The organism is Variovorax sp. Sphag1AA, assembly GCF_014192575.1.
Classification (GTDB): domain Bacteria; phylum Pseudomonadota; class Gammaproteobacteria; order Burkholderiales; family Burkholderiaceae_C; genus Variovorax.
Genome location: NZ_JACHYC010000001.1, coordinates 124153 through 150729 on the forward strand (window position 1 = coordinate 124153; position 26577 = coordinate 150729).

The 26577-nt window shown below is 66.5% G+C and carries 25 protein-coding genes; 10 read left to right on the top strand and 15 right to left on the bottom strand.

The window, feature by feature from the left end; genetic code table 11:
• Window positions 1-17: 17 nt before the first annotated feature.
• From mutS to FHW64_RS00690, 4 genes are all read right to left on the bottom strand, one after another.
• The gene (gene mutS / locus FHW64_RS00675) at window positions 18-2645 is read right to left on the bottom strand and encodes a DNA mismatch repair protein MutS (protein ID WP_184522021.1); all 2628 of its coding nucleotides are present in this window, start codon (window positions 2643-2645) and stop codon (window positions 18-20) included.
• Window positions 2646-2724: 79 nt separating this feature from the next.
• Window positions 2725-3228 (bottom strand): hypothetical protein, encoded by a 504-nt coding sequence (locus tag FHW64_RS00680; RefSeq protein ID WP_184522023.1) that lies wholly within the window; start codon window positions 3226-3228, stop codon window positions 2725-2727.
• Between the two features lie 123 nt (window positions 3229-3351).
• The gene (locus FHW64_RS00685) at window positions 3352-4182 is read right to left on the bottom strand and encodes a siderophore-interacting protein (protein WP_184522026.1); all 831 of its coding nucleotides are present in this window, start codon (window positions 4180-4182) and stop codon (window positions 3352-3354) included.
• A gap of 5 nt (window positions 4183-4187) precedes the next feature.
• Window positions 4188-4769: a PadR family transcriptional regulator gene (locus FHW64_RS00690; protein ID WP_184522028.1), complete on the bottom strand. Its 582-nt coding sequence runs from the start codon at window positions 4767-4769 to the stop codon at window positions 4188-4190.
• A gap of 51 nt (window positions 4770-4820) precedes the next feature.
• Here FHW64_RS00690 and FHW64_RS00695 point away from each other — a divergent pair, with 51 nt between their 5' ends.
• On the top strand, window positions 4821-5786 hold the full coding sequence (locus FHW64_RS00695; protein WP_184522031.1) for a GyrI-like domain-containing protein: 966 nt from the start codon (window positions 4821-4823) through the stop codon (window positions 5784-5786).
• An 86-nt stretch (window positions 5787-5872) separates the two neighbouring features.
• A complete protein-coding gene (locus FHW64_RS00700; protein ID WP_184522033.1) occupies window positions 5873-6070 on the top strand; it encodes a hypothetical protein in 198 nt (65 codons plus the stop codon).
• Window positions 6071-6129: 59 nt separating this feature from the next.
• Here FHW64_RS00700 and FHW64_RS00705 read toward each other — a convergent pair whose 3' ends face one another.
• Genes FHW64_RS00705 through FHW64_RS00715 form a run of 3 tightly spaced genes read right to left on the bottom strand, consistent with a single transcriptional unit; the run spans window position 6130 to window position 9433 of the window.
• Window positions 6130-7446 (bottom strand): sulfatase, encoded by a 1317-nt coding sequence (locus FHW64_RS00705; RefSeq protein ID WP_184522036.1) that lies wholly within the window; start codon window positions 7444-7446, stop codon window positions 6130-6132.
• A 5-nt stretch (window positions 7447-7451) separates the two neighbouring features.
• Window positions 7452-8420 (bottom strand): Bug family tripartite tricarboxylate transporter substrate binding protein, encoded by a 969-nt coding sequence (locus FHW64_RS00710; RefSeq protein ID WP_184522039.1) that lies wholly within the window; start codon window positions 8418-8420, stop codon window positions 7452-7454.
• Window positions 8421-8446: 26 nt separating this feature from the next.
• The gene (locus tag FHW64_RS00715; protein WP_184522042.1) at window positions 8447-9433 is read right to left on the bottom strand and encodes a tripartite tricarboxylate transporter substrate binding protein; all 987 of its coding nucleotides are present in this window, start codon (window positions 9431-9433) and stop codon (window positions 8447-8449) included.
• 115 nt (window positions 9434-9548) lie between these two features.
• On the opposite strand from FHW64_RS00715, the gene FHW64_RS00720 reads away from it, so the two are divergent.
• A complete protein-coding gene (locus FHW64_RS00720; protein WP_184522045.1) occupies window positions 9549-10058 on the top strand; it encodes a MarR family winged helix-turn-helix transcriptional regulator in 510 nt (169 codons plus the stop codon).
• A gap of 21 nt (window positions 10059-10079) precedes the next feature.
• Here FHW64_RS00720 and FHW64_RS00725 read toward each other — a convergent pair whose 3' ends face one another.
• Window positions 10080-11072, bottom strand: a complete 993-nt coding sequence (locus tag FHW64_RS00725) for a tripartite tricarboxylate transporter substrate binding protein (protein ID WP_184522048.1) — start codon at window positions 11070-11072, stop codon at window positions 10080-10082.
• Window positions 11073-11199: 127 nt separating this feature from the next.
• On the opposite strand from FHW64_RS00725, the gene pcaQ reads away from it, so the two are divergent.
• Window positions 11200-12219 carry a pca operon transcription factor PcaQ gene (gene pcaQ, locus FHW64_RS00730; RefSeq protein WP_184522050.1) on the top strand — a complete coding sequence of 340 codons (1020 nt, stop codon included), beginning with the start codon at window positions 11200-11202 and terminating at the stop codon, window positions 12217-12219.
• On the opposite strand, the gene FHW64_RS00735 is transcribed toward pcaQ, so the two are convergent.
• The 3 genes from FHW64_RS00735 to FHW64_RS00745 are packed head-to-tail and all read right to left on the bottom strand — an operon-like array spanning window position 12125 to window position 16490.
• Window positions 12125-13201 (bottom strand): mechanosensitive ion channel family protein, encoded by a 1077-nt coding sequence (locus FHW64_RS00735; protein WP_184522053.1) that lies wholly within the window; start codon window positions 13199-13201, stop codon window positions 12125-12127. The two genes, pcaQ and FHW64_RS00735, sit on opposite strands and share 95 nt — an antisense overlap.
• Window positions 13198-15453, bottom strand: coding sequence for an FUSC family membrane protein (locus tag FHW64_RS00740; RefSeq protein WP_184522056.1), 2256 nt, complete (start codon window positions 15451-15453; stop codon window positions 13198-13200). Before FHW64_RS00740 ends, FHW64_RS00735 begins: the two co-directional genes overlap by 4 nt.
• The gene (locus tag FHW64_RS00745) at window positions 15453-16490 is read right to left on the bottom strand and encodes an inositol monophosphatase family protein (protein WP_184522059.1); all 1038 of its coding nucleotides are present in this window, start codon (window positions 16488-16490) and stop codon (window positions 15453-15455) included. The genes FHW64_RS00740 and FHW64_RS00745 overlap by 1 nt, the downstream gene beginning before the upstream one ends.
• Before the next feature lie 121 nt (window positions 16491-16611).
• Here FHW64_RS00745 and FHW64_RS00750 point away from each other — a divergent pair, with 121 nt between their 5' ends.
• Together FHW64_RS00750 and cysE are read left to right on the top strand one after the other, a co-directional pair.
• Window positions 16612-17364 (top strand): RNA methyltransferase, encoded by a 753-nt coding sequence (locus FHW64_RS00750; RefSeq protein WP_184522061.1) that lies wholly within the window; start codon window positions 16612-16614, stop codon window positions 17362-17364.
• 49 nt (window positions 17365-17413) lie between these two features.
• Window positions 17414-18190 carry a serine O-acetyltransferase gene (gene cysE, locus FHW64_RS00755; protein ID WP_184522064.1) on the top strand — a complete coding sequence of 259 codons (777 nt, stop codon included), beginning with the start codon at window positions 17414-17416 and terminating at the stop codon, window positions 18188-18190.
• A 60-nt stretch (window positions 18191-18250) separates the two neighbouring features.
• Here cysE and FHW64_RS00760 read toward each other — a convergent pair whose 3' ends face one another.
• Window positions 18251-19948, bottom strand: a complete 1698-nt coding sequence (locus FHW64_RS00760; protein ID WP_184522067.1) for an electron transfer flavoprotein-ubiquinone oxidoreductase — start codon at window positions 19946-19948, stop codon at window positions 18251-18253.
• Between the two features lie 116 nt (window positions 19949-20064).
• Here FHW64_RS00760 and FHW64_RS00765 point away from each other — a divergent pair, with 116 nt between their 5' ends.
• Together FHW64_RS00765 and FHW64_RS00770 are read left to right on the top strand one after the other, a co-directional pair.
• The gene (locus tag FHW64_RS00765; RefSeq protein ID WP_184522070.1) at window positions 20065-20847 is read left to right on the top strand and encodes an SDR family oxidoreductase; all 783 of its coding nucleotides are present in this window, start codon (window positions 20065-20067) and stop codon (window positions 20845-20847) included.
• 15 nt (window positions 20848-20862) lie between these two features.
• Window positions 20863-21285, top strand: a complete 423-nt coding sequence (locus FHW64_RS00770; RefSeq protein WP_184522073.1) for a thioesterase family protein — start codon at window positions 20863-20865, stop codon at window positions 21283-21285.
• A gap of 11 nt (window positions 21286-21296) precedes the next feature.
• Here the strand turns inward: FHW64_RS00770 and FHW64_RS00775 are convergent, their stop codons facing one another.
• Both FHW64_RS00775 and FHW64_RS00780 read right to left on the bottom strand, forming a co-directional pair.
• Window positions 21297-22664, bottom strand: a complete 1368-nt coding sequence (locus FHW64_RS00775; RefSeq protein ID WP_184522076.1) for an ATP-binding protein — start codon at window positions 22662-22664, stop codon at window positions 21297-21299.
• Window positions 22661-23338 carry a response regulator transcription factor gene (locus tag FHW64_RS00780; protein WP_184522079.1) on the bottom strand — a complete coding sequence of 226 codons (678 nt, stop codon included), beginning with the start codon at window positions 23336-23338 and terminating at the stop codon, window positions 22661-22663. Before FHW64_RS00780 ends, FHW64_RS00775 begins: the two co-directional genes overlap by 4 nt.
• A 115-nt stretch (window positions 23339-23453) precedes the next feature.
• Between FHW64_RS00780 and FHW64_RS00785 the strand changes: the two genes are divergently transcribed.
• Both FHW64_RS00785 and FHW64_RS00790 read left to right on the top strand, forming a co-directional pair.
• Complete coding sequence (locus tag FHW64_RS00785; protein ID WP_184522082.1) at window positions 23454-24164, top strand: phosphatase PAP2 family protein; 711 nt, start codon at window positions 23454-23456, stop codon at window positions 24162-24164.
• Between the two features lie 46 nt (window positions 24165-24210).
• Window positions 24211-25980, top strand: coding sequence for a phosphoethanolamine transferase (locus FHW64_RS00790; protein WP_184522084.1), 1770 nt, complete (start codon window positions 24211-24213; stop codon window positions 25978-25980).
• Between the two features lies 1 nt (window position 25981).
• Here FHW64_RS00790 and FHW64_RS00795 read toward each other — a convergent pair whose 3' ends face one another.
• Complete coding sequence (locus tag FHW64_RS00795; RefSeq protein ID WP_184522087.1) at window positions 25982-26560, bottom strand: peroxidase-related enzyme; 579 nt, start codon at window positions 26558-26560, stop codon at window positions 25982-25984.
• Between the last annotated feature and the right edge of the window lie 17 nt (window positions 26561-26577).

Consider the following 26577-nt stretch of genomic DNA (forward strand, 5'->3'; position numbering starts at 1 on the left):
TTGCACGAATCGGACCATCAGCCCTGTTCGCGCGTCTGGAGTTTTTTCAAGGTGTAGAGCGCTTCGAGCGCCTCCCGCGGACTCATCGCGTCGGGGTCGAGCGCAGTCAGCGCGGATTCTACGGCGCTGACCGTCGGAGCCTCTGTCACGGGGGGTGGCGCGAAGAGGTCGACCTGCGCGCGCGTCTGGGTCTGCTGCGCTTCCAGCGCCTCCAGAGCCTGGCGGGCGTGGTTGACCACTGCGGCGGGCATGCCCGCCAGCCGCGCGACCTGGATGCCGTAGCTCTTGCTCGCCGGCCCCGGCTGCATCTCGTGCAGGAAAACGATGTCGCGGCCGGCTTCGGTCGCGCTCACATGCATGTTGACCGCGCCGTGGTGCGTAGCGGGGAATTCCGTCAGCTCGAAATAGTGCGTGGCAAACAGCGTGAAGGCCTTCGTGCGGTCGTGCAACTGCGCCGCGATGCCCGCCGCGAGCGCGAGGCCGTCGAAGGTGCTGGTGCCGCGGCCGATCTCGTCCATGAGCACCAGCGAGTGCGCCGAAGCGCCATGGAGGATCTGCGCCGCCTCGGTCATCTCCAGCATGAAGGTCGACTGTGCGTTGGCAAGGTCGTCCGCAGCGCCGATCCGCGTGTGGATCGCATCGATGGGTCCGAGCCGGCAGGCGTCGGCCGGCACGTGCGAGCCGATCGATGCGAGCAGCACGATGATCGCCACCTGCCGCATATAGGTGGACTTACCGCCCATGTTCGGTCCGGTGATGATCTGCATGCGCTGCTGCGGGCCCATGCGCGTGTCGTTTGCAATGAACGCACCCGATGATTTTTCGGCAAGCCGAGCCTCGACCACCGGATGCCGGCCCTTGTCGATCTCGATGCACGGATGCGCCACGAAGCCGGGTGCGCGCCAGTGCAGCGTGTGCGAGCGCTCGGCCAGCGCGCAGAGCGCATCGAGCGTGGCAAGCGCGCCGGCGAGGCGGTTCAGCCCGGCGACGAAGGGTTGCAGGTTGTCGAGCAGCTGCTCATAGAGCCACTTCTCGCGCGCCAGGGCCCGGTCCTGCGCCGAGAGTGCCTTGTCCTCGAAGGCCTTGAGTTCTGGCGTGATGAAGCGCTCGGCGTTCTTCAGCGTCTGGCGGCGGCGGTAGTTGTCGGGCACCTTGTCGAGCGCGCTTTGAGTGACTTCGATGTAGAAGCCGTGCACCCGGTTGAACTGCACGCGCAGGTTGCTGATGCCGGTGCGTTCGCGCTCGCTGATTTCGAGTTGCAGGAGGAAGTCGTCGCAGTTCTCGCTGATGGCGCGCAGCTCGTCCAGTTCCGCGTCGTGTCCGGTGGCGATCACGCCGCCGTCGCGCACCAGGGCGGCCGGCTCCGGGCTGATCGCGGCGACCAGCGTTTCGACGCAGCCGGCCGGTGGCGCAAGGCGCGACGCGATGGACGCGAGCAGCGGCGCCGAGCCTGGCAACCCCGGCGCGAGTTGTTCCGCCTTGGCGAGCGCCATGCGCAGTGCGACCAGTTCGCGCGGACGCACCTGCCGCAGGGCGATGCGTGCGGCGATGCGTTCCACGTCGCTGGTGTTCTTGAGTTGATCGCGCAGGGTGCGCCATGGCGCCGAAGTGCCGCCGGGCGGCGTGGCCTGCAGCGCATCGATGGCATCGAGCCGCGCCTGCGCGTCGGCGCGGTCGCGGCGCGGCGCCAGCAGCCAGCGCTTGAGCAGACGGCTGCCCATGCCGGTCATGCAGGTGTCGAGCAGCGAGAACAGGGTCGGCGAATCCTCGCCGCGCAGCGTCTGCACCAGTTCCAGGTTGCGTCGCGTGGCGGGCGGCAATTCGATCAGGTCGCCGTCGCGCTCCACCGACAGGCGCTGCACATGCGACAACGTCCGGCCCTGCGTGTGCTCGGCATATCCCAGCAGCGCGGCCGCGGCCGCATGCGCGTTGGAGAGCGATTCGGCATTCCAGGCCGCGAGGCTGTTGCTGCCCATCTGTTCGCACAGCTTGCGCTCGCCGAGGCCGCCGTCGAACTGCCATGCGGGACGCACCGAGAGCGTGAACGACGAAGTCCCGTTGCGCATCGCCTTCAGGCGCTGCTCGAAGGCCGGTGTGACTTCGGCGCTGTAGAGCACCTCGCTCGGCCCGATGCGCGTGATCCACGCATCGAGCGCATCGGCCGGGCACTCGGCCAGCCGCAGTTCGTCGCCCGTCACGCTAAGCCACGCGAGCCCGCAGAAATTGCGCATGCCCGGGTGCACTGTGAGCAGCAGGGAATCACTCTTATCGTTGAGCAGTTCGGCATCCGTCAGCGTGCCGGGCGTGACCACGCGAACCACCTTGCGCTCCACCGGGCCCTTGCTCGCGCCGACTTCGCCGACCTGTTCGCAGATCGCGACCGATTCGCCGAGCTTGATGAGCCTTGCGAGATAGGTGTCGACCGAGTGAAACGGCACGCCGCACATGATCACCGGCTGGCCGGCCGACTGGCCGCGCTGTGTCAATGTGATGTCGAGCAGCCGTGCTGCCTTCTCGGCGTCTTGGTAGAAGAGCTCGTAGAAATCGCCCATCCGGTAGAAGAGCAGGGTGTCCGGATGGTCGGCCTTCAGGCCCAGGTACTGGGCCATCATGGGCGTGTGAGGTGCCGTCGCAGGGAGAGTCATCAAAGAGAAAGCTGCGCCGGCCGATGGGCCGGCAGGCACGCATCATAAGGAACCGACGCGGTGCGAGCCGCGGTATTCCTCAGGCTTGCCCGCGTCGCCGCCGCGCGACGCGCACCGCCTCGACCCACGTGTCGACGTTGAAACGCTGACCCGTTTCGGCGACGCGGGCCGAATGGATGCGATGAAGCGGCACCCGGCGGACTTCGCCCGGTATTTCGCTGTGGCCGGAGATGACCTTCTTCTGCAGGTCCAGGTTGTCCACCTGGATCACGCATTCGATCTTCTTGTCGTGCGCGTCGACGTATCGCACGCGGATGCGTGGATGCTCGTCCACGATCGCGTGCTCGCCCTTGCCCTGGATGAACCATTCGGGCAGGGTGTCGGGCACCGAATCGTCGCCCGAGGGTCCGAGCCCGCCGCGCACGGTCGGAATCTCGAGCGGAACGTGGCCCGAGCGTATGCGCGCTGCCTCGATGCGGCGTTGCGATTCACGCCGCCCGGCCGCCCGCCGCCACGCCCACATCACTGCGAGCAAGAGCAGGACGCCGGTCAACAAGGCCGCGAAGAACTGCCACTGCGCCATGCTGAAACCCATCCGTGTGCCCCAAGGAATTACTTCCTAAGTATTCAAACGGCAGAATTCTCAAACTCGCTGCGGCGGTCGTAAACCGGACACGCGACATAGCGCTTTTGGTAGGTCGGGTACTCAACCTTCGTGGGTGTCGTGCGTGGCAGCGGCGCCTCGGCGCCAGTAGCCCGAAGCGCGGATCCATTTCGGGTGCGCACCGCGTTCGTCGACAAGGTGCGCGCGCAGGGCCTTGGCCGCGCCCGATTCGCAGGCGACCCAGGCGTGGAAGTCGCCCTGCGGCAGCTTCAGGCCCCGCAATGCATCGAGCAGCGGAGCGCGGGCGCCGGGCTCGGCGCCGCGTCGGTGTACCCAGTGCAGTTCCACATTCGCGGCGGACGCGAGCGGGAGTTGGTCGGCCTCGCCGTCGACCTCGACCAGCACGACCGCGCGCGCGCCGGCCGGCAGTTCGCCCAGGCGCCTCGAGATCGCGGGGAGGGCGGTGTCGTCGCCGATGAGCAGGTGCCAGTCGAAGGCGGTGGGCACGATGAAGGAGCCGCGCGGCCCGCCGACGCCGATGACGTCCCCGGGCTTGGCGTTCTCGGCCCATTGTGTTGCGGGGCCGGCGTCGTGCAGCGCGAAATCGAATTCGAGCGTGCCAGCCTCAGCGTCGTATCGCAGCGGCGTGTAGTCGCGCATCGTGGGCTTCGCGCCGCCCCATACCGGGCCGTCAGGTCCGACCGTAGGCAGTTGAAGGACGCCCGTTTCGGCGTCGGGGAAGAAGAGTTTCGCGTGGTCGTCGAAGCCGGGGCTGTTGAAGCCTGCAAGGTCATCGCCTTCGAGCGTGACGCGGATCAGGTGAGGGGTGACGCGGCGCACCGCGCGCACCTGCAGCTTGCGAAAGCGCAGTTCGTGGCGCACGCGGCGCGGCAGGCGGTCGGGGAGGGAGGTGTCGTGTTGAGGAGTTGTCATGAATGTCAGATGCGTTCCAGTTGTTGGGCGGCGCTGTCGAGCACCGCGGCGAATTCGTGGGCTTGTTGTTCGGTGAGGGGTGACGAGAGGCGCATGCGCATGGCGAGCTTGAGGTTCTCGAGCGCACGGACGACCTGCGGTGGACGGCCGGCACGCATGCCCGCACCGTCCACGCCGCCTTGCATGCGCGCCATGAGCTCGTCGGTCGTCGCGCGGTTGGCGTCCAGGAATTCGCGGCCCGCGTCCGTGACGGTGTAGCGCTTGCGATTGCCGCCTTCGGGTGTGTCGACGCTGACGTAGCCCAGTTCCTCGAGCAGCGTGAGCGTCGGGTAGACGATGCCGGGGCTTGGCGCGTAGCGGCCGCTGAGACGCTCTTCGATGGCCTTGATGAGCTCATAGCCGTGGCTGGGTTTGTCGGCGATGAGTTGCAGCAGCACGAAGCGCAGGCCGCCGTGGCCGAAGATGCGGCCGCCGCCGCGACCGGCGCGCAGGCCGCGGTGCATGCCGCCGTCGTGCCGGCCGCCGCCGAGTCCGTCGTCGTGTTCATCGCGGCGGGAGCTGTGTACAAAATGTCTGAAATGGCGCATGGGATGAGTCCTCGATATCGTTATCTGATTTCGTAAAGATATATCTGAATAATGTCGAAGTCAAGTCTGATCTCGCGGCACACCTATGTCACGCGCATCAACCGCGTGATCGACCATATCGACGGGCATCTGGCGGATCCGCTGGATCTCGCCTCGCTGGCGCAGGTTGCGCACTTCTCTTCGTGGCATTTCCACCGCGTGTTCCAGTCGATGACCGGCGAAACGCTCGCGGACCGCGTACGGCGTCGCCGGCTCGAAGTGGCGGCGGGGCGGCTGCTGTTCCTGCCGCCGGAGCCGGTACTCGTGATTGCGATGGACGTGGGCTTCGGGTCTGCCCCGGTCTTCACCCGCACTTTCAGGGCGCATTTCGGGGTCACGCCGACGGAATGGCGGCGCGGCGCATTCCAGGACTGGGCGGCGGCCCGCCGCGTGCAGCTCAGCAAGATTCATCAAGCGGATAGCAAGCGCTATCAAGCTGTGATCGAGGCTTTTCGCGACGATGAGCTTTCCTGGCCCAAAGGCCGCGTTTCAGGAGACGAATCCATGAAAGTCGAGATCAAGACCCTTGCCCCGGTGCGCGTTGCCTACATGCGCCACGTCGGCCCCTACGGAAGCTCGGGCATCGCCCAGCTCTGGCAGCGCTTCGCGGCGTGGTGCGGCGAGCACGGGTTGATGGAGCCGCGCCGCGTGATGTACGGCATCAGCCATGACAACGCCGACGTCACGCCACCCGAGAAATGCCGCTACGACGCGTGTATCGAGGTGGGCGACGAGTTCAGTCCCCAGGGCGAAGTCGGCGTGCAGACCCTGCGAGGCGGGCGCTTTGCCTGTGCGCGGTTTGCGGGCACTTCCGCCGATATCCATGGCGCCTGGGTGCAGTTGTGCGACTGGCTGCCGGACAGCGGCCATCAGGCCGACGATGCGCCCCCGGTCGAGGTCTACGGCAAGGATTTCGCGATGGACGAGAAGACCGGCGCCTTCAACTGCGAGCTCTGCATGCCGATCCGGGTGCTCTGACCGGCGGCGCGTGACGAAATCCCGGGTTGAAGGGGGATTTCGGGGTGTGCCTGCAAAAATCAGGGTAAACCCCTAGAATTGCGGCCATGACTGCTTCGACCTCGTACTTCCCCCGCAATCCCAAGTTCACGGACTCGTTCGAGCGCGACCTGACGAACGACGATGCCCGCCATATCGGCCGCGATGAGCCGTCCCTCCTGGCAGCGGCTTTCAAACGCCTCCTCAAGGCCTGCGCCAACGTGGTGCGCGGCACGCGCCTGAAGAGCGGCATGCAGGTCGGCTGACCTCCGGCGCCGCTCCATGAAAAAAGCCCCTCATCGAGGGGCTTTTTTGTTGGCTGCGCTCAACGCTGCGGCATGTCCTTGACCGAGTAGCCGAGGCTCACGGTGGCGTCCTCCGGGATCGGCGGCATCGTGGCATTCCACGCCAGCCAGGCTTCGCGCATGCGGGCGAGGCGTTCCGGATCCTTCTTGGCCTGATTGGCCCGCTCGCGTTCGTCGCCCGGGATGTTGAACAGATATTCGTTGCCGTCCACCTGGAGGTACTTCCAGTCGCCTTCGCGCAATGCGCGTTGGTCGCGATGGTTCATGCGCCAGTGCAGCGGGCGGGCAAAGCTGTGCTTCGCATCGCGCAGCACCGGCATCAGCGAGACGCCGTCGAGCGGGTAGGCCGGATCGGCTTTCACGCCAGCGGCATCGAGCATCGTCGCGGACCAGTCCATCGTCATGCAGTGCTGCGCGGTGTCGCCACCGGCGGCGATCACCTTCGGCCAGTGCGCGATCCATGGCACACGGATGCCGCCTTCGGTCAGGTCCATCTTGCCGCCGACCAGCGGCCAGTTGTCCGAGAAGCGTTCGCCGCCGTTGTCGCTGGTGAAGACGACCAGGGTGTTGTCGGCCATGCCGTGCTTTTCGAGGGCATCCATGATCCAGCCGATGCCTTCGTCCATGTGATGGATCATGCGGCGATAGGTGTGGATGTTGCCGCCCGAGAGATCGAACAGGTTGTCCTTCACCGCAGGCGCCTTGGCTGCGTCGTCGCGGGTTTCCCATGGCCAGTGCGGCGCGGTGTAGTGCAGGCTCATGAAGAACGGCGCGTCCTGCTTCGCCATGCGCTCCACGTAGTCGACCGCGCGGCGCGAGAGCACGTCGGTGAGGTAGCCGTCCTCCTGGTGATCCTCTTCGCCCGACCAAAGATCGTGCCGGCCGGCCGAATCGCAGTGGGTGAAGTAGTCGACACCGCCCGACATCGGCCCGAAGAATTCCTCATAGCCCGAGCGCAGCGGCCCGAACGCCGGCGGAAAGCCCAGGTGCCACTTGCCGATGAGCGCGGTGCGATAGCCCGCGTCGCGCAGCAACGAAGGCAGCGTCGGATGCTCGGGCGGCAAGCCGAGCGTGGTGCTGCCGCGGCTCTTGCTGTTGATCGGCTCTTCGGCCGCGCCGCGCAGGCGGTATTGGTAGCGCGCGGTGATCATCGCGAAGCGCGTGGGCGAGCACACCGGCGAGTTCGCGTAGCCCTGCGTGAACTTGATGCCCCGGGCGGCGAGCCGGTCGAGCACCGGCGACACCGGCCCGAAGTTGGCGTCACGGCCGCCGTAGCAGCCGAGGTCCGCATAGCCGAGGTCGTCGGCGACGATGAAGATGATGTTGGGTCGTTGCATGGATTTCAGGGTTGGTAGCCGGATTTCTGGACCACGGGTGCCCACTGCGCACGGTACGCCTTGAGCATCGCTGCCGTCTGCTCCTGCGTGCTGACGACCGGCGTCATCAGTGCGTCCTTGAAGCGGCGCTGGGTGTCGGGGTCCTGCATCACCGCGTGGATGTCCTTGGACAGCCGCGCGACTTTCTCGCGCGGCATGCTGGCCGGCGCGAAGAACGCGTTGAAGCCGGTCGCGACGAGGTCGAGGCCGGATTCCTTGAAGGTCGGGATTTCCGGCGCGAAGGCCGAGCGTTTTGCGCTCGACACCGCGAGGATCCGGATCTTGCCGGACTGATGCTGCGGAAGGTCGACATCGAAGGTATCGAAAGCGATCGGCACCTGGCCACCCACCAGGTCGGTCAGCAACGGGCCGGACCCACGGTAGCCGACCACCTGTGCCTGCACGTTCGCCTTCTCGCCCATCATCAGCCCGAAGAAATGCGGGAGGCTGCCGGTTGCCGGCACGCCGAAGTTCGCCTTCTCGGGATTCGCGCGCATCCAGGCGATGAGGTGAGACAGCTCGCGCACAGGCACGGCGGTCGAGACGGCGAGCGCGAACTCGTAGTCGTTGACATGCGAGACCGGCACGAAGTCGCGCTCCGCGTCATAGCCGTTGTCCTTGAACACGAGCGGCGCGACCACCATCACGGCGGGGTTCGCGACCATCAGCACGTTCTGCCCGGCCGGTGTGGACTTGACCTGCTGTGCAGCCAGGCGTCCACCGGCGCCGGGCTTGTTGTCCACGATCACCGGCACGCCGACCTTGGCCTGAAGCTTGTCGGCCACGATGCGCGCCACGCGATCGGTCGCACCGCCGGCCGAATAGCCAACCACGATGTGCAGCGGTCCGCCTTCGAGCGTTTGCGCCTGCGCGGCAATCGACGCGGCCGCCAACGTCAGGGTCGCGGCGATGCGTGGGATGAATTTGCGAAACATGGGTCCTCCGAAGAATTCGCGTTGTGTCAGTCGTTGGCCTGGAAGTTCACGGCCTTCATGATCACGGCCCAGCGGGCGGTGTCTTCGCGCATTGTCTTCAGAAGCGTGTTCGCGTCGTCGTTGACCGCATACATGCCGTTCTGCAGCAGTTGCTGCTTCACCTCGGGCGAATTGACCGCGCGGGAGAACTCGGCGCGCAGCTTGTCGACGATCGGTTGCGGTGTCTTCGCAGGCGCGTAGTAAGCGAACCACGCGGTCGCAACCACGTCTTTCAACCCCGCTTCGACGAAGGTCGGCAGATCGGGCATCAGCGGCGAGCGCTTCTCGCCGCTGGTCGCGAGCACCTTCACGCGGCCGCCTTGCTGCATCTGCAGCGCGCCGCCGACGGTGTCGAAGTAGACCGGGATCTGTCCGCCCATCACGTCCTGCCGCGCCGGCGTGGAGCCGCGATAGGGCACATGGACCATCTTGAGTCCCGCCGAGCGATTGAGCATCTCGCCAAGAAAGTGCGATGGCGTGCCCGCACCGTACGAGCCGAAGCTGACCTTGTCGCCCTGCGCCTTCGCCCAGGTGATGAACTCGGCCAGCGTGTTGGCCGGCACGTCCTTGCTTACCACCAGCGCAAGCTCGAAGCGCGCCGCGTTGATGATCGGCACGAAATCCTTGATCGGGTCATACGAGAGCTTGGCGTAGGCGCTCGGGTACATCGTCATCATGCTGGCGGTGCCGAGCAGAAGCATGCGCCCGTCGGGTGGTGCGTGCTTAACCGCTTCGACTGCGATGCGACCCGACGCGCCCGAGCGGTTGTCGACGATCAGCGGACCGAGCGACTCACGTGTCTCCTGCGCAATGGCGCGTGTCAGCACGTCTTGCGTGCCGCCGGCCGGGACGCCGATCAGCACTCTGATCGGCTGTCCGGGCGTGAACGCCGCTTCGGCGCTTGCCAGCGGCGAGAGCGCGAGGGCGCAAAGGCCGGCGATCAGGCTGCGGCGGTCGAGGTCGGTGCGGGGCATGAATGTCTCCTGGAATGTGTTCGTGCATCGGGCCTTCGGGAGGGCCCGGCCTCGGATGACTTTAGAGTTGCGACATTCGATTGATCTAATCAACCATCCTCCGGACTAACCCCAGATGACCCCGACGCCCGAGTCGCGCCGACCGCTCGATGACCTGCTCCTGTACCGGCTGTCGCGGCTTCTTTCGGTTGCGGGCAGCATGGTCATCAGGATCTGTGAGGGGCGCTTTCGCATCACGCGGCGCGAGTGGCGGCTCATCGCGACGCTCGCGAGCCGTGGCGAGCTCAGCTCGTCCGGGCTGGCCGAGCATGCGCAGCTCGATCGCGCGCGCACCTCGAAGGCCATCGGTTCGCTGGTGGAGAAGGGGCTGATCGCGCGTTCGCATCCGGCGGGCGACCGGCGGCAGGTGCTCCTTTGCCTGACGGAACGCGGGCGCAATCTGTACGACGAACTGTTCCCGCTGGTGACGCGCATCAACGCGGACCTGCTCGGTGCGCTCGATGACGACGCGATCTCGCACCTCGATGAATCCCTCGCGCGACTGCAGTTGCATGCCGAACGCATGGTCGCCGAAGCCGTGCTGCCCAAGGCGGACCGCCGGCGGCGTGGCGCGAAGGCGGATTGAGCCGCAGGCGAGGGCATCGGATCAGTCCAGTTTCATGCCGGTGGACTTGACGATCTTGCCGTAGCGTGCGCGGGCGCTTTCCAGATGCTGGGCGGCTACATCACCGGTTTCACCCAGCGCCACCATGTCGAGCATGGCGAGCCGTGATTTGACCTCGGGCAGCGCGAGTGCGGACTGGAGCGCATCGCGCAGCGTCTTCATCACCGGCTCGGGCGTGGCGACCGGCACCATCGCGAGATAGAGCACCTCGAACTCGAGGTCCTTGAGGCCCAACTCGCCCACGGTCGGCACCTGCGGCAGCAGCGGGGAGCGCTGGCGGCCGGTCACGGCCAGCGGACGCACCTTGCCGGCCTGGATCTGAGACAGCAGCCCCGGCGTCGCGAGGATGCCGGCCTGCACCTCGTTCGACAAAAGTGCCATCACCGCCGGCGCGTTGCCCTTGTACGGCACATGCGTGATCTTCGCGCCGGTCGCGGTGGAGAAGATCTCGGCCGCGAAATGGCCCGGGCTTCCGTTGCCGGCGGACGCGAAGGTCATTGCCTCGGCCTTGCTCTGCGTGACGAACTCCGGCAGCGTCTTCGCACTGACCGATGAGCTCACGCCGAAGGTCAGGCCCGAGGAGCTGAAGATCATCAGCGGCTTCAGGTCCTTCGCCGCGAAGGGCATCGATGCGTAGAGGTGCGGGTTGATCGTGAAGGTGGTGTCGATCGACAGCAGCACGGTGTAGCCGTCCGCCGGGCTCTTGGCGACGGCATCGGCGCCGATGTTGCCGCCCGCGCCGGGGCGGTTGTCGACCACGAAAGGCTGTTTGAGGCTCTTCTGCAGCGGGTCCGCGAGCGCGCGGCCGAGGATGTCGAGTGGTCCGCCGGCCGGGAAGTTGGTGACGAACCTCACCGGCTTGCTGGGGTAGAGCGTGTCGGCGTGTGCCGTGGTCGCGAGCGGGGCGACAAGCAGCGCGCACGCAGCCGCGAGGGCGAGGCGGCGCAATGCGCCAAAAGGGGCGGGGTGTGTCATGTCTCGTGTCTCCGATGCCGCACTCTAGGAGCGCGGGCGGGGCGGCACAACTGAAAGCTCTTCCGCCTGCTATTCCGGTTCGTTATATTTTGCGTTGACCTCTCCAGAGGAAGACCGTCGATCAGCCATGAACTTTGCTCGTCTCAAGCTGCGCCATCTGCAGTGCCTCGTCATGGTAGCGCAGGAGCGCAATCTCGTTCGCGCCGCCAAGGCGCTCGCGCTCACGCAGCCTGCGGTGTCCAAGACCGTGGCCGAACTCGAAGACATCGTGGGCCGCCAGTTGCTCGTCCGGCGCCGACGCGGTGTGGAGCTGACGCCCGCCGCGGAGGTGCTGGTGCGCCATGCAGTTGTCGCGTTGCGCGGACTGCGCGACGGGCTGAGCCTTGCGCTCGACCAGCCCGAAGCGGACCAGCTCCGGGTCGCGGTCGGTGCCTTGCCGAACATGGCGGCCAACCTGCTTCCGGCAGCCGTCGCGCTACTGCAGGTGGACGCACCGGCGCTGCGAGTCCGCGTGGTCAGCGGCACCAACGCGCAATTGATGACGCAACTGCGCCAGGGCGAGATCGACCTGGTGCTGGGCCGCATCGCGCAGGCTTCGGCCATGGCCGATCTTGCGTTCGAGCTGCTCTACAGCGAGCCGCTGCTGCTGGTGGCCCGGCCCGGGCATCCGGTCGCAGCGCTGCGGCGTCCGACGCTCGATGCCTTGTCGGCCTATCCGCTGATGGTCCCGGTGTCGGGGACGCTGATCCGGCATACGGTCGATGCCTTCCTTCTCGCGCAGGGCATGGCGCCACCGCGCAGCTTGGTCGAGGCGACCGACACCAGCTTCGCGCTCGGTCTGCTGCGATGCTCCGATGCGGTCTGGTTCGCGCCGCAGGGCGCTGTCGAAGGCTTTCTGGCGGGAGGAGAGTTGGTCCGGTTGCCGATCGACACGAGCAGCACCGAAGGGCCCGTGGGCATGACCATGCGCCGCGGCAGCGAGCCGGGCGAGGGCGCGCGCAGGTTGATCGAGGCGATCCGCAGCGTGCTGTCGCGGCGCGCCGAAGCGCGTGTCAGCCGGCCGCCACCGGCCCGGCAGGCTTCGCGTCGGCAGGCCCGGCGTCGATCCGGACCCTCGGCAGGAACTGCGGGTACTCGCGCTGCATGAAGTCGATGAGCCCTTCACGCACCGTGCAGCGCAGGTCGAAGGCCAGCGAGGACGACGCTGCAGTGCAGAGCACTCGGATCTGCATCGTGCGCTCGGTCGCATCGGTCACGCGCAGGTTGAAGAAGCGGCCGTCCCATTCGGGCGCGGCCTTGACGATGCGTTCCACCTCCGCGCGCAGCGGCGCGAGCGGCATGCCGTAGTCGGCATAGATGAAGACGGAGCCGAGCAACTGCGAGTCGTGGCGCGTCCAGTTCTGGAAGGGCTTCTCGATGAAGTAGCTGAGCGGCAGGATCAGCCGCCGGTCGTCCCAGATCCTGAGCACCACGAAGGTGCCGGTGATCTCTTCCACCCGGCCCCATTCGCCCTCGACCACCAGCACGTCGTCCATGCGGATCGGCTGCGCGAGCGCAATCTGCAGCCCGGCGATGAGGTTGCTGAACACCGGCTTGGCCGCCAGACCGGCCACGATGCCGATCACGCCGGCCGATGCAAGCAGGCTCGCGCCCACCTGCCGCGCACCGGGGAAGGTCATGAGCATGAAGGCGCCGCCCGCCACGATCAGCACCGCATTCGCGGTGCGTGCCAGCACGCGCGTCTGCGTGAGCACGCGCCGCGCATGCAGGTTGTCGGTCACGTCATACGGGTTCTGCTTGACGATGCCTTCGGCGAGGCCGTTGATCGCCTGGACCAGCAGCCAGGTGGACACCGCGATCACCAGCAGCCCGTTGAAATGCCGGATCTTCTCGATGAGGCGCAGGTCGTCGGGCGAGGCCTGCCACACCAGTTCCATCGCGATCAGCGGCAGCAGGAAAAGGGCCGGTCGCCGGATGTGGGCCAGCATCGAGTTCAGCACCGGCATCGAGCGGGTCACGCGCCGAAGCACGAAGGCGCCCAGGTAGTGGACGAGCAGCGCCAGCACCGCCGCGATGAGAGCGGCGACGATCGGGCTCACCCATGGCTCGCCGAGGATTTCCTTGATCATCGAACCGTCCCGGCCTGCGTATGCGCTTCGGCCTCGGCTTCTGTTTCGGCGAGCGATTGAAGGATGCGCGCGGCGTCATCGCGCAATTGGGCGGCGATGCCGGTCGCCATGTCGAGCCGGCGCAGCAGCCACGGCGTGATGTCGTTGTTGAACGGGTCGGGCAGCGGGATCGAGCCGGCGATGGTGGTCGCGGGTGGGCTCTCGGGCATCGCGGGGCCGCTGGTCGGCGCGGTTCCGATGGCTGCCTCGATGCGCTGGATGGTGCGGGCCAGCGGCCCTTCGATGTCGGCCACCGTGAGCCGGTCGCGCCGCAGCACGAGCATCGATTTGACCGCGCTCAATTGCGCGAGCAACTGGTAGCTGTGCGCCTGCAGGTGCTCGAGCGGCTCCAGCGGCGGGCGCACCGCGCGCGGTTCCGACAGCGAACGTTGCGTGGCCTGCACCAGCGCGGAAAGGCTGTCGAAAGCCTCGCGGCGCGCAAGTCGCCAGTCGAGTTCCGGCGAGGCATCGACCGAGCGGAATTGCCCGAGCCCGAGCGCCAGCCGCGCATGCCGCGCCTGTGCCTTGAGCGTGCGTGCGACAAGCGCCGGGATCTGGCCGCGCTCCCACGACGGCAGCACGTAGCAGAACGCCCATGCGAGCGCCGCGCCGATCAGCGTGTCGGCCACGCGCTCGAAGAGCGCGAACGCGGTGCTCACACCCGTGTTCAGCATGTGGGCCTGCACCAGCCCGAGCACCGTGGCTGCGACGGAGGTGATGAGATAGCGGCGGACCGCGAAGCCGTGCGCGATCGCCTGCGCGAGCGTCATACCGATCAACAGGGACAGCGGCGAGAGGTGTGCCGACAGCAGGCCGACCGCGAACACACAGCCCAGCAACGTGCCGGCCACGCGGCTGTTGCGCCGCTCCAGCGTCTGTGAAAGGCTGCCCCGCAGCACGACCACGATGGTCAGCAGGATCCAGTAGTCGTGCGAGCCCCAGGGCATGGCGAGCGCGATGCCGTAGGCGGCGGCGATTGCCAGCGTGGCGCGAATGGCATGGCGCAGCGGCGGGGCGTCCCAGTTCCACAGCGCGAGGAACGGGCGCAGCGACCATTCGGTGGGGCTCACGAACACCTGCCAGCTCGCGCGCACTACGGCGAGATCGGGTTCGCGGTCGCCCCGCGCGAGCCCCGACAAGCGCAGCACTTCGTCGTTGATGTGGCCGATGCGGTTGGCGAGCCCGCGGGACAGCATCGCCGGCGTGGGGCCGGTGTAGCTGCCGGCGGAGACGTCGTCCTGCAGGTGGATGGCCGCGAGACGTGGGCGGCGATCGGTCACCGCATCGGGCTTGCGGATCAGCAGCAGCGAGTCCGCGAGCGCCGTCGTGTCGTCTGCCAGGCCTTGAAGGATGTCGCGCATCTCGGTGAGTGCGGGCGCGTGGTCGGGGTGTGTCTTGAGCGCATCGAGATCGAGTTCGCTCGCCAGCAGCAGGTCGCGAAGCTCGAGCACCGTCACCAGCATGCCGGCCAATTGCTGCCGGCGCGGCGTGCGGGGCGATTCGAGCACGATGTCGCGGGCTGCTTGCAACTGGTCGGCCAGCGCCGCCTGTTCTCGCAGGAGCTGGCCGAGCAGCGACGGCGGAATCTCGCGCACGTCGCCGGATTCGTCAATTGGCATGAACTGGCGGGCCTCGGTGCGCATCAGCGCCGCCAGCGAGAGCAGCAGGTCGGCCGTCACTTGCACGCGGTAGCGCGCATTCAGTGCGGAATTGGCGATCACCGCGTAGATCACGTAGAGCCCCGCGCCGAGGCCGAAGTGCATCGTGCGCTGCACGGCCTCCGCCATGCCGGTCGGCGTGGGCGTGGCCATCGAGAAGATCATGGAGAACATGACCGCGATGGCGATCGGAATCCCGCGCTTGCCCCACGCCATCGCCAGGAATGCGAGGAAGGTCGCCGGTACAAGCAGCAGCCCCAGTTGCAGCGGCTTCGCGTGCAGGAGCTGGACCATGAAGAAGAGCGGCAACCCGATCAGCGGCGCCGGCAGCATCTGGAAGAACTTGCCGCGCCGTGGTGCAGCGAGGTCGGGCGGTGCGGTCACGATGACGCCGACCGATGCGGCCGAGGCCGCGAGCGTGCCGAGCGCGAGATGCACGCCCCCGGAAATCAGCAGCAACCCGAAGGCGACCGCGATGCCGTTGAGCACGTAGTGGCTGAGTGCCACCCGCAGGGCCGCGCGGCCCCGCTCGGTGGCCGCGCGCTGCGACGCCATCACCGGGCCGGCGCGTCGCCCTCGTTGGGCGCCGCAGGGGCGTCGCGGCGGACGCGGGTCAGCTTGCGGGGCTGCGGCGCGGCGGCCTCGGCGGGGACTGCGGGCGCCTCCTCATCGGCTTTTTCCTCGGTCAGACCGACCGTGCTGCGCGCGTAGAGGTCGGCATGCGAACGCGAAGGATCGACGGATCGGATGCGGTCGCTGGCGCGAAGCTTTTCGTCCACGCTGGCGAACTTCGAGTACTGGGCCAGCAGCGGCACGAGCTGGCCGTAGATGCGCGGCGCGCCCGCCAGGCATTCGCGTTGTTCGAGGAAGTCGGGCTCGCCGGTGAAGTTGCCGATGAGGCCCCCAGCCTCGGTGACGAGCAGAGAGCCGGCCGCCACGTCCCAGACGTTCAGACCGGTCTCGAAGAAGGCGTCACTGAAACCGGCTGCCACGTAGGCGAGGTCGAGCGCGGCGGCGCCGGGGCGGCGAAGACCGGCAGCGCGGGGCATGAGGTCGGCCATGATGGCCAGGTATTGCTTGAAGTTGTCGCCCGTGCGGAACGGGAAGCCCGTGGAGATCAGGCATTCGGCGAGGCGGGTGCGCTTGCTCACGCGGATGCGGCGCTCGTTCATGAAGGCGCCGCGGCCCTTGGTGGCGGTGAAGAGGTCGTTGCGGGTCGGGTCGTAGACCACGGCTTGCTCGATCTTGCCGCGCACCGACAGCGCGATGGACACGCAGTAGACCGGGAAGCCGTGGATGAAGTTGGTGGTGCCGTCGAGCGGATCGATGATCCAGACGAAGTCCGAATCCTTGGCGCCATGCTGGGAGCCCGATTCTTCGGCGAGGATGCCGTGCCCCGGATAGGCGGTGAGCAGCGTTTCGATGATCGAGTGCTCGCTCGCGTGATCGACTTCGGTCACGAAGTCGTTGACCTGCTTTTGGGAGATACGCACTGCTTCGATATCGAGCGCTGCGCGATTGATGATGGCGCCGGCGGCGCGGGCGGCCTTGATGGCCACGTTGAGCATGGGGTGCAGGTTCGGGGACGACATGAATTGTGCGAAGAACGGTATGGGAGCAACGACGTTTGCATGTAGCCCCCTGGGAATGCGGCCCGGCGATGCGGGCAGCGAGAATCGGGGGATTTTACCGGCTCCGCGCTTCCGTGCCCCCATGCGTACCCGATTCATCCTGATCCAGACCAGCCACGCCGGCAATGTCGGCGCCGCCGCACGCGCCATGAAGACCATGGGCTTCGATGAACTGGTGCTGGTTGCGCCGCGCTGGGCCAACGTGCTGCGACGCGAGGAAACCATCCAGCGCGCGAGCGGGGCGCTCGACGTGCTGGCCAATGCGCGCATCGTCGACACGCTGGATGAGGCGCTCGACGGCGTAACCCACCTTTGCGCAACCGCGATGATCCCGCGCGACTTTGGCCCCCCGACGCGGACCCCGCGCGAACACCTCGAACCGCTGGCGAAGGGCGAGGCGCAGCATGTCGCCTTTCTCTTCGGCTCCGAGCGCTTCGGCATGCGCAACGAGGACGTGTACCGCTGCAATGTCGCGCTCAGCATCCCGACCGATCCGGAGTTCGGCTCGCTCAACCTCGGTGCGGCGATCCAGGTGATCGCCTACGAATGGCGCCAGGCGCTGGGCGGCTTTGACGTGCGCGACGCGACTGCGCCGGTGCGTGCCGCCGATGCGCAGGCGGTCGCGGGCATGTTGGACCATTGGGAGCGCTCGCTGGTACAGATCGGCTTCCTCGACCCGCAGGCGCCCAAGAAGCTCATGCCACGCCTGCAGCAGTTGTTCAACCGCGCACAACCGACGCAGGAGGAAATTCACATCCTGCGCGGCATCGCCAAGGCCATGGCGGACGCTGCGGACGGCGGCGGACCGGGCAAAACCCCCATCCGCCGTGAGTGAAGAAGGGCGGTAATAGACTGCCTGCCCCATATCGATATAACAACAACCGATGTTCTCCCGGCTGCGTTCCGACATCCAATGCATCCTCGACCGCGACCCGGCGGCCCGGTCGCGCTGGGAAGTGCTGACCCTCTACCCGGGGCTGCATGCCGTGGTGCTGCACCGATTCGCGCACTGGTTCTGGACCCACGGCTTCAAATGGGTCGGGCGCTTCATCTCCCAGTTCTCGCGCTGGTTCACGGGCATCGAGATCCATCCCGGCGCGATCGTCGGCGAACGCGTGTTCTTCGATCATGCGATGGGCGTGGTCGTCGGCGAAACCGCGGAAATCGGCGACGGCTGCACGATCTACCAGGGCGTGACGCTGGGCGGGACTTCGCTCTACAAGGGCACCAAGCGGCATCCGACGCTGGGCCGTAACGTAGTGGTCAGTGCGGGGGCGAAGGTGCTGGGCGGCTTCGTTGTAGGCGACGGCGCGAAGATCGGCAGCAATGCGGTCGTGATCAAGCCGGTGCCTGCCGGTGCGACGGCCGTGGGCATTCCGGCGCGGATCATTCCTTCGAAGGCGGGGGAGAGCGCTGACGTGACGCAGCCGGCGGCCGCGAAGTTCTCGGCCTACGGCGTCACGCTGGAGGACGATCCCCTGAGCCAGGCCATGAAGGGCCTCATCGACCACACTGCGAGCCAGGAACACCAGATCGCGATGCTGTGGCAGGCCCTTGAGACGCTGTCGAAGCAGCCGGGCAAGAAGGACTGCGTGCCTTGCGATGCGGCAAAAGACGAGTCCTTTGAGGCGGAGAAGCTGACGCAGTTGATCGGGAAGTGACGCGGGTCTGATCCGCCCAAAGAAAAAGGCGCCCTGGGGCGCCTTTTTCATGTGCGGGCCTTACATGCCCACGTAGTTCGGTCCACCGCCGCCTTCAGGCGTGACCCACACGATGTTCTGCGTCGGGTCCTTGATGTCGCAGGTCTTGCAGTGCACGCAGTTCTGCGCGTTGATCTGCAGGCGCTCCTTGCCGGTCGATTCGTCGGGCACGAACTCGTAGACGCCGGCCGGGCAGTAGCGGCCTTCGGGCCCGGCGTACTCGGGCAGGTTGATCTGCGTCGGGACCGCCGCGTTCTTCAGCGTCAGGTGCGCCGGCTGGTTCTCTTCGTGGTTGGTGTTGCTGATGAACACCGAAGAGAGCCGGTCGAAGGTCAACTTACCATCGGGCTTGGGATAGTTGATCTTCTTCGAGGCCGATGCGCGCTTGAGCCGCTCGTTATCGGGCTGGTTGCGGTGAATGGTCCATGGCACGTGGCCACGCAGCAGGAACTGCTCGATGCCGGTCATGATCGTGCCGACCGCGATGCCCTTCTTGAACCACTGCTTGAAGTTGCGCGCCTTCTTCAGCTCGGTGTGCAGCCAGCTGCGCTCGAAGGCGGCCGGGTAGCCGTTGAGCTCGTCATGCTGACGGCCGCCCATCACGGCGTCGTAGGCGGCTTCTGCCGCGAGCATGCCGGTCTTGATTGCGGCGTGGCTGCCCTTGATGCGGCTGGCGTTGAGGTAGCCGGCATCGCAGCCGACCAGCGCGCCGCCCGGGAACACCGTCTTCGGCAGCGAGAGCAGGCCGCCTGCGGTGATTGCGCGTGCGCCGTAGCTCAGGCGCTTGGGTGCCTTCAGGCCCTTGTCCTGGCCTTCGAAGTACCAGCGGATGTTGGGGTGCGTCTTGAAGCGCTGGAATTCCTCGAACGGGCTCAGGTACGGGTTCTGGTAGTCGAGGCCGACGACGAAGCCGACCACGATCTGGTTGTTTTCGGCGTGATAGAGGAACGAGCCGCCGTAGGTGTCCGAAGGCAGCGGCCAGCCGGCGGTGTGCACGGCGAGACCGGGCTCGTGGCGCGCGGGGTCGATTTCCCACAGTTCCTTGATGCCGATGCCGTAGCTTTGCGGGTCCTTGCCGGCGTCGAGCTTGTACTTGGCGATGAGCTGGCGGCCCAGGTGGCCGCGTGCGCCTTCCGCGAAGATCGTGTACTTGCCGAGCAGCTCCATGCCGAGCTGGAAGTTCTCGGTGGGCTCGCCGTCCTTGCCGATGCCCATGTTGCCGGTGGCGACGCCGCGCACCTTGCCGTCCTCGGTGTAGAGCACCTCGGCCGCCGGGAAGCCCGGGAAGATCTCGACGCCGAGTGCTTCAGCCTGTTGTGCCAGCCAGCGCACCACGTTGCCGAGGCTGACGATGTAGTTGCCCTCGTTGTGGAAGTTGTGGGGCAGCATGAAGTTGGGGGTACGCGTGGCGCCGGTCTCGGTCAGCATCAGGAACGTGTCCTGCGTGACGGGCTGGTTCAGCGGTGCGCCCATTTCTTCCCAGTCGGGGAGCAACTCGTAGAGCGCACGCGGATCCATGATCGCGCCCGAGAGGATGTGCGCGCCAGGCTCGGAACCCTTCTCGAGCACGACCACCGAGATCTCCTTGCCATGAGAGGCGGCGAGCTGCTTCAGCCGGATGGCGGTCGAGAGGCCTGCGGGGCCCGCACCTACGACCACCACGTCGTATTCCATGGATTCGCGGGGGCCGAACTGGGCAAGTATTTCGTCGTTCGTCATGTGGGTCTCGTCGATAATGATCTGAGGGTGCGAGGCACCGCTGTGGCGGGGCCATTTTATGCGGCGGTTGTGGGTGCTCCGAGCCGTCGCATTGGCGACTCCCAGAGGATCTCTCCATGGCGTACAGCATCGATCTTTCCGGCCGGGTGGCCTTCGTCACCGGCGCGTCGAGCGGCCTCGGCGCGCAGTTCTCCAAAACACTGGCACGCGCGGGCGCAGCAGTGGTTCTCGCGAGCCGCAGCACCGACAGGCTCAAGGAGCTTCGCGCGCGCATCGAGGGCGAGGGCGGCGACGCTCACGTCGTGGACCTCGACGTCACCGATCTGGACAGCATCAAGGCCGCGGTCGCTCGTGCGGAAACCGAAGTCGGGCCGATCGACATCCTTGTCAACAACTCCGGTGTCAGCACCACGCAGCGCCTGCAGGAAGTGTCCGGCGAGGACTACGACTTCATCTTCGATACCAACGTCAAAGGCTCCTTCTTTGTCGCGCAGGAGATAGGCAAGCGCATGCTTGCCCGTGCCAAGGGCGCGGCGCCGGGCACCTACATCGGCGGGCGGATCATCAACATCGCCTCGGTCGCGGCGCTCAAGGTGCTGCCGCAGATCGGGGTCTATTGCATGAGCAAGGCGGCCGTGGTGCAGATGACCAAGGCCATGGCGCTTGAGTGGGGCCGCTTCGGCATCAACGTCAACGCACTGTGCCCCGGCTACATCGCGACCGAGCTCAACGAAGAGCACTGGGTCACCGATGGTGGGCAGAAGCTTGTCGGCATGCTGCCGCGCAAACGCGTCGGCAAGCCCGAGGACCTCGACGGGCTCATCGTGCTGCTCGCCAGCGGCGAGAGCCATTTCGTGAACGGTGCAGTCATCGCAGCGGACGATGGCTTCGCGCTCTAGAGACCAGGACCATCCATGCGGATCGAAATCCCCGAAAAGAAGAAGCTCGTCTATGAAACGTCCATCCCCATCCGCTGGGGCGACATGGACGCGATGGGGCATCTCAACAACACCACGTATTTCAGGTACCTGGAAATCGCGCGCATCGACTGGATGCATTCCCTTGGCCATGAGCCGATGCCGGAAGGCCAGGGCATCGTGATCGTCAATGCGTTCTGCAACTTCTACAGGCAGATCGAGTATCCGGGTGACGTGCTGCTGAAGATGTACGTGAGCGACCCGGGCCGGACCACCTTCGAGAGCTGGGCCACGATGGCGCGTGCCGATGCGCCCGAAGTGATCTGTGCGGCGGGTGGCGCCACCACGATCTGGATCGACGTCGCCGCGCAGAAGGCGCTGACGCTGCCGGACTGGCTCAGGGAGCTGGCGACGGTGTAGCCGCCGCCTCGTCAAGCCGGCCGCAGCACGATCCGGGCTTCAAAGCCGGTCGCTGCGCCGGGCGGCGGCGAAGCCAGGTCGAGCCGGCCGCCGAGCTTGTCGACGATGGTGTTCACGATCGACAGCCCAAGCCCGTAGCCCGCGCGGTCCGAGCCGTGACGCACATGGCGTTGCTGCAGCGTATGCAGTTCCTCCGGGCTCACCCCCGGCCCGAAATCGCGCACGGCGAGGGTGCAGGGCGACATCACTTCGATCGAGACACGTCCCTTGCCATAGCGCAGGGCGTTCTCCACGAGGTTGCGCAGTGCGATCGCAAGCGAGTCGACATCACCGAGCGCAATCGGCGGCTCGGTATCGGGCACCTTGAGTTTGAGGCGCTCGTTGACGCGCGCGTCCTGCCAGAACTCCTGTGCAACGGTGCCGGCGAGCTGGACCAGGTCGACCCGCGCGCGCGTTAGCGAAGCCCCGGATTCGGCGCGCGAAAGCTGCAGCAGCTTCTCGGCGCGATGGCCGAGTACCTGCAGTGCTTCGAGCGCGGCCGCCACTTCCTCGCGCTTCAGGTCGTGTTCGAGCGCAGTCTGGAGCCGCAGCCGGGCTGCGGCGAGCGGCGTGCGCAGTTCGTGCGCGGCATTTGCGGCGAGCGCGCGCTCGACGTCGAGCGAATGCGACAGCCGCTCCAGCAACTGGTTGACGTGGTCCCCAACCGATCGCAGCTCCTTGGGCAGGCCCGGCAGGCGGATCGGGCGCAGGTCGGTACCGCTGCGCTGCTCGATCTCGGCGGCCAGCGCCTGCAGGCCGCGAAGCTCGCTGCGCGCGACGTTGCGCAGGACCAGCGCGAGCAGCGGCAGCACCGCGCCCAGCGGAATGATCAGCCCCAGCAAGGTCCGATTGAGGGCGGAGCGCCGCTCGTCCAGTGGGTCGGCGACCTGGAAGTAGAGGTTGCGCGAGGGGTGATGCACGGTGTAGATCCGCCACGGCTCGGCGTTCGCGAAACCCGGGGCCAGCGGCACGTCGAACGATGTGCCGGCCGCTTCGGCGGAACGCAGGAGGATGTGCTCGCCCGGATCGACCACCTGATAGATCACCGCATCCGAAGAGAAGAGCTGCGGCCGCGCAATCAAGGGCTTGGGTGCGTCCGGATGGGCAGTCTGGAGCTTGTCGAGCTCGCTGAGCGCCATGTCGAACATCCGGTGCGAGACCTCGATCAGTTCGTTGTCGAAGTTGTGGTTGATCTCGCGGTCCACATACCAGACCACGCCAAGCACGCACAGGAGCCAGACCCCGCCAACCCAGACGATGAGCGTGCGCGTGAGCCGACCGGCGAGCGAATCGCGCTTGAGCGGCTCGGTGGTGGACAGGCGCAGGAAGCCGAGATTCATTCGTCCTCGTCGTCGGGGCTGAACGAAAGCCGGTAGCCGAGTCCGCGCAGGGTCTGGATGTGATTGCGGCCGAGCTTGCGGCGCAGGCGGCTGATGAACACCTCGAGCGTGTTGCTGTCGGCTTCGTCACCGAAGCCATAGAGCGCGTCGGCCAGGTTCTCACGCGTGTGGATGCGGTCGGGCCGCGTGGCCATCACCCGCAACAGCGCCCATTCCTTCTGGGTGAGCGTGACCGGAATGCCGTCCTTGCGCACCAGGTCGCGCGCCAGGTCGATCTCCAGCTTGCCCAGTTGAAGCACCGGCGAACTGTTGGTGCTGCGCCGCCGCTCGACCGCACGCAGCCGTGCGAGCAGCTCAGCAGGGTCGTAGGGCTTGATCAGGTAGTCGTCTGCGCCCGCGTCCAGGCCGCGGATGCGGTCGGTCACCTGATCACGGGCGGTGAGCACGATCACGATGGGGCGGTCGCGCAGTGCCCGAACGCTCGGCAGGAGCGAAAGGCCATCCCCGTCGCCCAAATGCAGATCCAGCAGGACCGCCGCGTACTGCACGGCCGCGAGCGCTGCACGCGCCTCGGCGAGGCCTGGCGCGACGTCGACCACGAAAGCCTTGGCGACGAGATAGCTGCAGAGTGCGCTCGCGAGGGCGGCGTCATCTTCGACCAGCAATATGCGCACCTCGGCCCCCTTTCCAAATGACAAAAGCGGAAGTCTAGTGCCAGCGCCGGCCGGCGGCCGCTCGCCCTGCAGGCTTCAGCCTGGATTCATGCGGTGGCCATAAGCTCGCGCCCCGATGTCCCGGTCCCCGCTCGTCCGTCCGTTTCCCCTGACTTTGCTGGCGCTGCTCCTGTTGCTGCTGTGGGACGCCAGCGGACTGGATCTCGTGCTCGCCCGCGCGATGGGCACGCCGCTGGGCTTTCCGTGGCGGGACAACTGGTTCCTCGTGAACGTGATGCACGAGGGTGCCAAGGCATTGAGCTGGGTGCTGACCATGGCGCTCTTCGTCGCGATCCCGTGGCCTTTCGGAGCGTTGCGACGGCTCGGGCGCAGCGACAGGGTGCAGCTTGCGATCAGCGCGCTGGCATCGGTCGCAGTCATTTCCCTGATGAAGCGCGCAAGCAGCACGAGTTGCCCTTGGGACCTGCAGGTATTCGGTGGCGCGGCGCAATACGTCTCGCACTGGTCGTGGGGCATGCGTGATGGGGGCGGCGGCAACTGCTTTCCGGCAGGTCATGCGTCGGCCGCCTTTGCCTACATGGGCGGCTACTTCGCGTGGCGACGCACATCGCCTTCGATCGCGCGAGGATGGCTGGCCTGCTCGATGATCGCCGGACTGGCGCTCGGTCTCGCCCAGCAATGGCGCGGCGCTCATTTCATGAGCCACACGCTGTGGACCGCCTGGTTGTGCTGGGTCACGGGCTACGTCATCGAACTGGCAATGCGGTGGCGTGCCGCACGCTCGACAGGCGATGCCGCTCGCCAGCGCAGTCTGAATGGAACCTGATTGAAACATTCAGCGAGTTTTCAGTCCTGATTTCTAGTCTCGTGCGATGTTCGGCTTACGTGCGCATTCCACCTCTCTTCCGCCCGACCTCGCTTCAGCAGGCTCCACGGAAGATGCGCAGCCGGCCCTCACGCCATGGCGTGCGCTGGACGCCTGGTTTGCGCGTCCGCGCTCGGCGCGCAGCGTCATCATCTGGTTGAGCCTCTATCTCGCGGTGGCCGCGAACTGGCCGCTGTGGAGCGAACTTGCCCGGATCGGCGGCGCCCCCAGCGTCTACCTGCCGCTGATCGTGCTGATGTCGCTGCTGCTGATCTGCGGCATGGTCGCGGTGCTTTCGTTCACCGCATGGACGCGATGGATGAAGCTGCTGTGGTTCGGCGTGGCCGTCCTCGCCGCGGTGGTGCAGCACTACATGCTCACCTATCGCGTCGTGATGGACCCGTCGATGATGGCCAGCGCCCTGCAGACGGACTCGAGCGAAGTCCAGGACCTGCTGAGCTGGCGCATGCTGTTCAACGTGCTGTGGGTCGTCGCGCTGCCCGCCTGGGCGCTCTGGCGAGTGCGCCTCGTGCCTGCAACTGCGTTGTCGCAGGTCTGGCGCAACCTGGGGCTGCTGCTGATCTCGGCGGCGGTCGCCGGCGCCGGGGCGTTCGCGATGAACCGGCAGCTTGCACCGCTGATGCGCAACAACGTGCATCTGCGCTACATGCTGAACCCGCTCGCGAGCATCTATTCGACGACCACGGCGGTGATCAAGCCGATGTTCGTTCACGGCCGGAAGCTGATCCCGATGACTGGCGGCACCGTTCTCGGCGCGAGCTACGCGAACCAGGCAAGGCCTCCACTCTTCGTGCTGGTGGTGGGCGAAACCGCGCGAGCCGATCACTTCGGGCTCAATGGCTATGCGCGCAACACCACGCCGGAACTCGCCGCGCGGCATGTGCTGAGCTACCGCGACGTGCGTTCCTGCGGTACCAACACCCTCGCTTCGGTGCCCTGCATGTTCTCGCCGCTCAGCAAGGACGCATTCGAGGCGCGTGAGGATGAATTCGAGAACCTCATGGACGTGCTGCAAGCCTCGGGCCTTGCGGTGCTGTGGCTGGACAACCAGGCAGGCGGCTGCAAGGGCGTGTGCGACCGCGTTCCGCATGCGTCGGCTTTCGACCGTGTGGACCCGGCGCTCAAGAGCACGATGTGCGATGTCGACGAGTGCCTCGACGACGTCATGCTGCATGGGTTGGATGAACGGATCGCCGCGTTGCCGGCCGAGCGCCGCAGCAAAGGCATCGTGCTGGTGATGCATCAGATGGGAAGCCACGGCCCGGCTTACTACAAGCGCTCGTCCACCGACATGAAGCGCTTCATGCCGGAGTGCCGGACGAATGCGCTCGCCGAGTGCAGTCACTCCGAACTGATCAACGGCTATGACAATTCGATCGCCTATACCGATCGCTTCCTCGGCAAGACCATCGACTGGCTCAGGGGGAAGTCACGGAAATTCGATCCGTCGCTACTCTACGTGAGCGATCACGGCGAGTCGCTGGGCGAATACGGCCTGTTCCTGCACGGCGTGCCGTACGGCTTCGCGCCCGATGTCCAGAAGCGCGTGCCGATGGTGACCTGGTTCGGCGACGGCATGATCGAACGCGAAAAGCTATCGCGCTCGTGCATGGAATCCGGGCTCGACAAGTCGCTCACGCACGACAACCTCTATCACACCGTGCTGGGTCTGATGGACGTGCAGACGCCAACTTATCTGCCTTCACTCGATGCGCTGGCGAGTTGCCGCGGGCACGAGCCCGCCGCGACCAGTTGAGCTACTTCTTGTCGCGCGGCAAGCGCCCCAGCAGGTAGAACTCCGGATTCGGCAGCATGCCGCTGAAGCTCGCCATGCGGTTGGAGAGCCCGAAGAACGCGGTAATGGCCGCGATGTCCCAGATGTCCTCATCGCTGAAGCCGTGCGCGTGCAGCGGAGGGAAATCGCTTTCTTCGATCTCGTGCGAACGCTCGCAGACCTTCATCGCGAATTCGAGCATCGCGCGCTGGCGCGGCGTGATGTCGGCCTTGCGCCAGTTGACGGCTACCTGGTCGGCAACCAGCGGCTTCTTCTCGTAGATGCGCAGCAGTGCGCCGTGCGCGACCACGCAGTAGAGGCACTGGTTGGCTGCGCTGGTGGCGGTGACGATCATTTCGCGCTCGCCCTTGGTGAGTGAGCCTTCCTCCTTCAGCATCAGCGCGTCGTGATAGGCGAAGAAGGCTCGCCACTCCGCAGGCCGGCGGGCGAGGGCGAGGAACACGTTGGGCACGAAGCCTGCCTTTTCCTGCACTTCGAGCACCGCGGCGCGAATGTCGTCGGGCAAGTCCTTGATCTCGGCAAGAGGGTAGCGCTCGGTCATGAAGTCTCCTGATGATT

Excerpts from the sequence above, each read along its gene's own strand:
- mutS (WP_184522021.1), bottom strand. The coding sequence starts at position 2,645 with ATGACTCTCCCTGCGACGGCACCTCACACGCCCATGATGGCCCAGTAC.
- FHW64_RS00680 (WP_184522023.1), bottom strand. The coding sequence starts at position 3,228 with ATGGCGCAGTGGCAGTTCTTCGCGGCCTTGTTGACCGGCGTCCTGCTC.
- FHW64_RS00685 (WP_184522026.1), bottom strand. The coding sequence starts at position 4,182 with ATGACAACTCCTCAACACGACACCTCCCTCCCCGACCGCCTGCCGCGC.
- FHW64_RS00690 (WP_184522028.1), bottom strand. The coding sequence starts at position 4,769 with ATGCGCCATTTCAGACATTTTGTACACAGCTCCCGCCGCGATGAACAC.
- FHW64_RS00695 (WP_184522031.1), top strand. The coding sequence starts at position 4,821 with ATGTCGAAGTCAAGTCTGATCTCGCGGCACACCTATGTCACGCGCATC.
- FHW64_RS00700 (WP_184522033.1), top strand. The coding sequence starts at position 5,873 with ATGACTGCTTCGACCTCGTACTTCCCCCGCAATCCCAAGTTCACGGAC.
- FHW64_RS00705 (WP_184522036.1), bottom strand. The coding sequence starts at position 7,446 with ATGCAACGACCCAACATCATCTTCATCGTCGCCGACGACCTCGGCTAT.
- FHW64_RS00710 (WP_184522039.1), bottom strand. The coding sequence starts at position 8,420 with ATGTTTCGCAAATTCATCCCACGCATCGCCGCGACCCTGACGTTGGCG.
- FHW64_RS00715 (WP_184522042.1), bottom strand. The coding sequence starts at position 9,433 with ATGCCCCGCACCGACCTCGACCGCCGCAGCCTGATCGCCGGCCTTTGC.
- FHW64_RS00720 (WP_184522045.1), top strand. The coding sequence starts at position 9,549 with ATGACCCCGACGCCCGAGTCGCGCCGACCGCTCGATGACCTGCTCCTG.
- FHW64_RS00725 (WP_184522048.1), bottom strand. The coding sequence starts at position 11,072 with ATGACACACCCCGCCCCTTTTGGCGCATTGCGCCGCCTCGCCCTCGCG.
- pcaQ (WP_184522050.1), top strand. The coding sequence starts at position 11,200 with ATGAACTTTGCTCGTCTCAAGCTGCGCCATCTGCAGTGCCTCGTCATG.
- FHW64_RS00735 (WP_184522053.1), bottom strand. The coding sequence starts at position 13,201 with ATGATCAAGGAAATCCTCGGCGAGCCATGGGTGAGCCCGATCGTCGCC.
- FHW64_RS00740 (WP_184522056.1), bottom strand. The coding sequence starts at position 15,453 with ATGGCGTCGCAGCGCGCGGCCACCGAGCGGGGCCGCGCGGCCCTGCGG.
- FHW64_RS00745 (WP_184522059.1), bottom strand. The coding sequence starts at position 16,490 with ATGTCGTCCCCGAACCTGCACCCCATGCTCAACGTGGCCATCAAGGCC.
- FHW64_RS00750 (WP_184522061.1), top strand. The coding sequence starts at position 16,612 with ATGCGTACCCGATTCATCCTGATCCAGACCAGCCACGCCGGCAATGTC.
- cysE (WP_184522064.1), top strand. The coding sequence starts at position 17,414 with ATGTTCTCCCGGCTGCGTTCCGACATCCAATGCATCCTCGACCGCGAC.
- FHW64_RS00760 (WP_184522067.1), bottom strand. The coding sequence starts at position 19,948 with ATGACGAACGACGAAATACTTGCCCAGTTCGGCCCCCGCGAATCCATG.
- FHW64_RS00765 (WP_184522070.1), top strand. The coding sequence starts at position 20,065 with ATGGCGTACAGCATCGATCTTTCCGGCCGGGTGGCCTTCGTCACCGGC.
- FHW64_RS00770 (WP_184522073.1), top strand. The coding sequence starts at position 20,863 with ATGCGGATCGAAATCCCCGAAAAGAAGAAGCTCGTCTATGAAACGTCC.
- FHW64_RS00775 (WP_184522076.1), bottom strand. The coding sequence starts at position 22,664 with ATGAATCTCGGCTTCCTGCGCCTGTCCACCACCGAGCCGCTCAAGCGC.
- FHW64_RS00785 (WP_184522082.1), top strand. The coding sequence starts at position 23,454 with ATGTCCCGGTCCCCGCTCGTCCGTCCGTTTCCCCTGACTTTGCTGGCG.
- FHW64_RS00790 (WP_184522084.1), top strand. The coding sequence starts at position 24,211 with ATGTTCGGCTTACGTGCGCATTCCACCTCTCTTCCGCCCGACCTCGCT.
- FHW64_RS00795 (WP_184522087.1), bottom strand. The coding sequence starts at position 26,560 with ATGACCGAGCGCTACCCTCTTGCCGAGATCAAGGACTTGCCCGACGAC.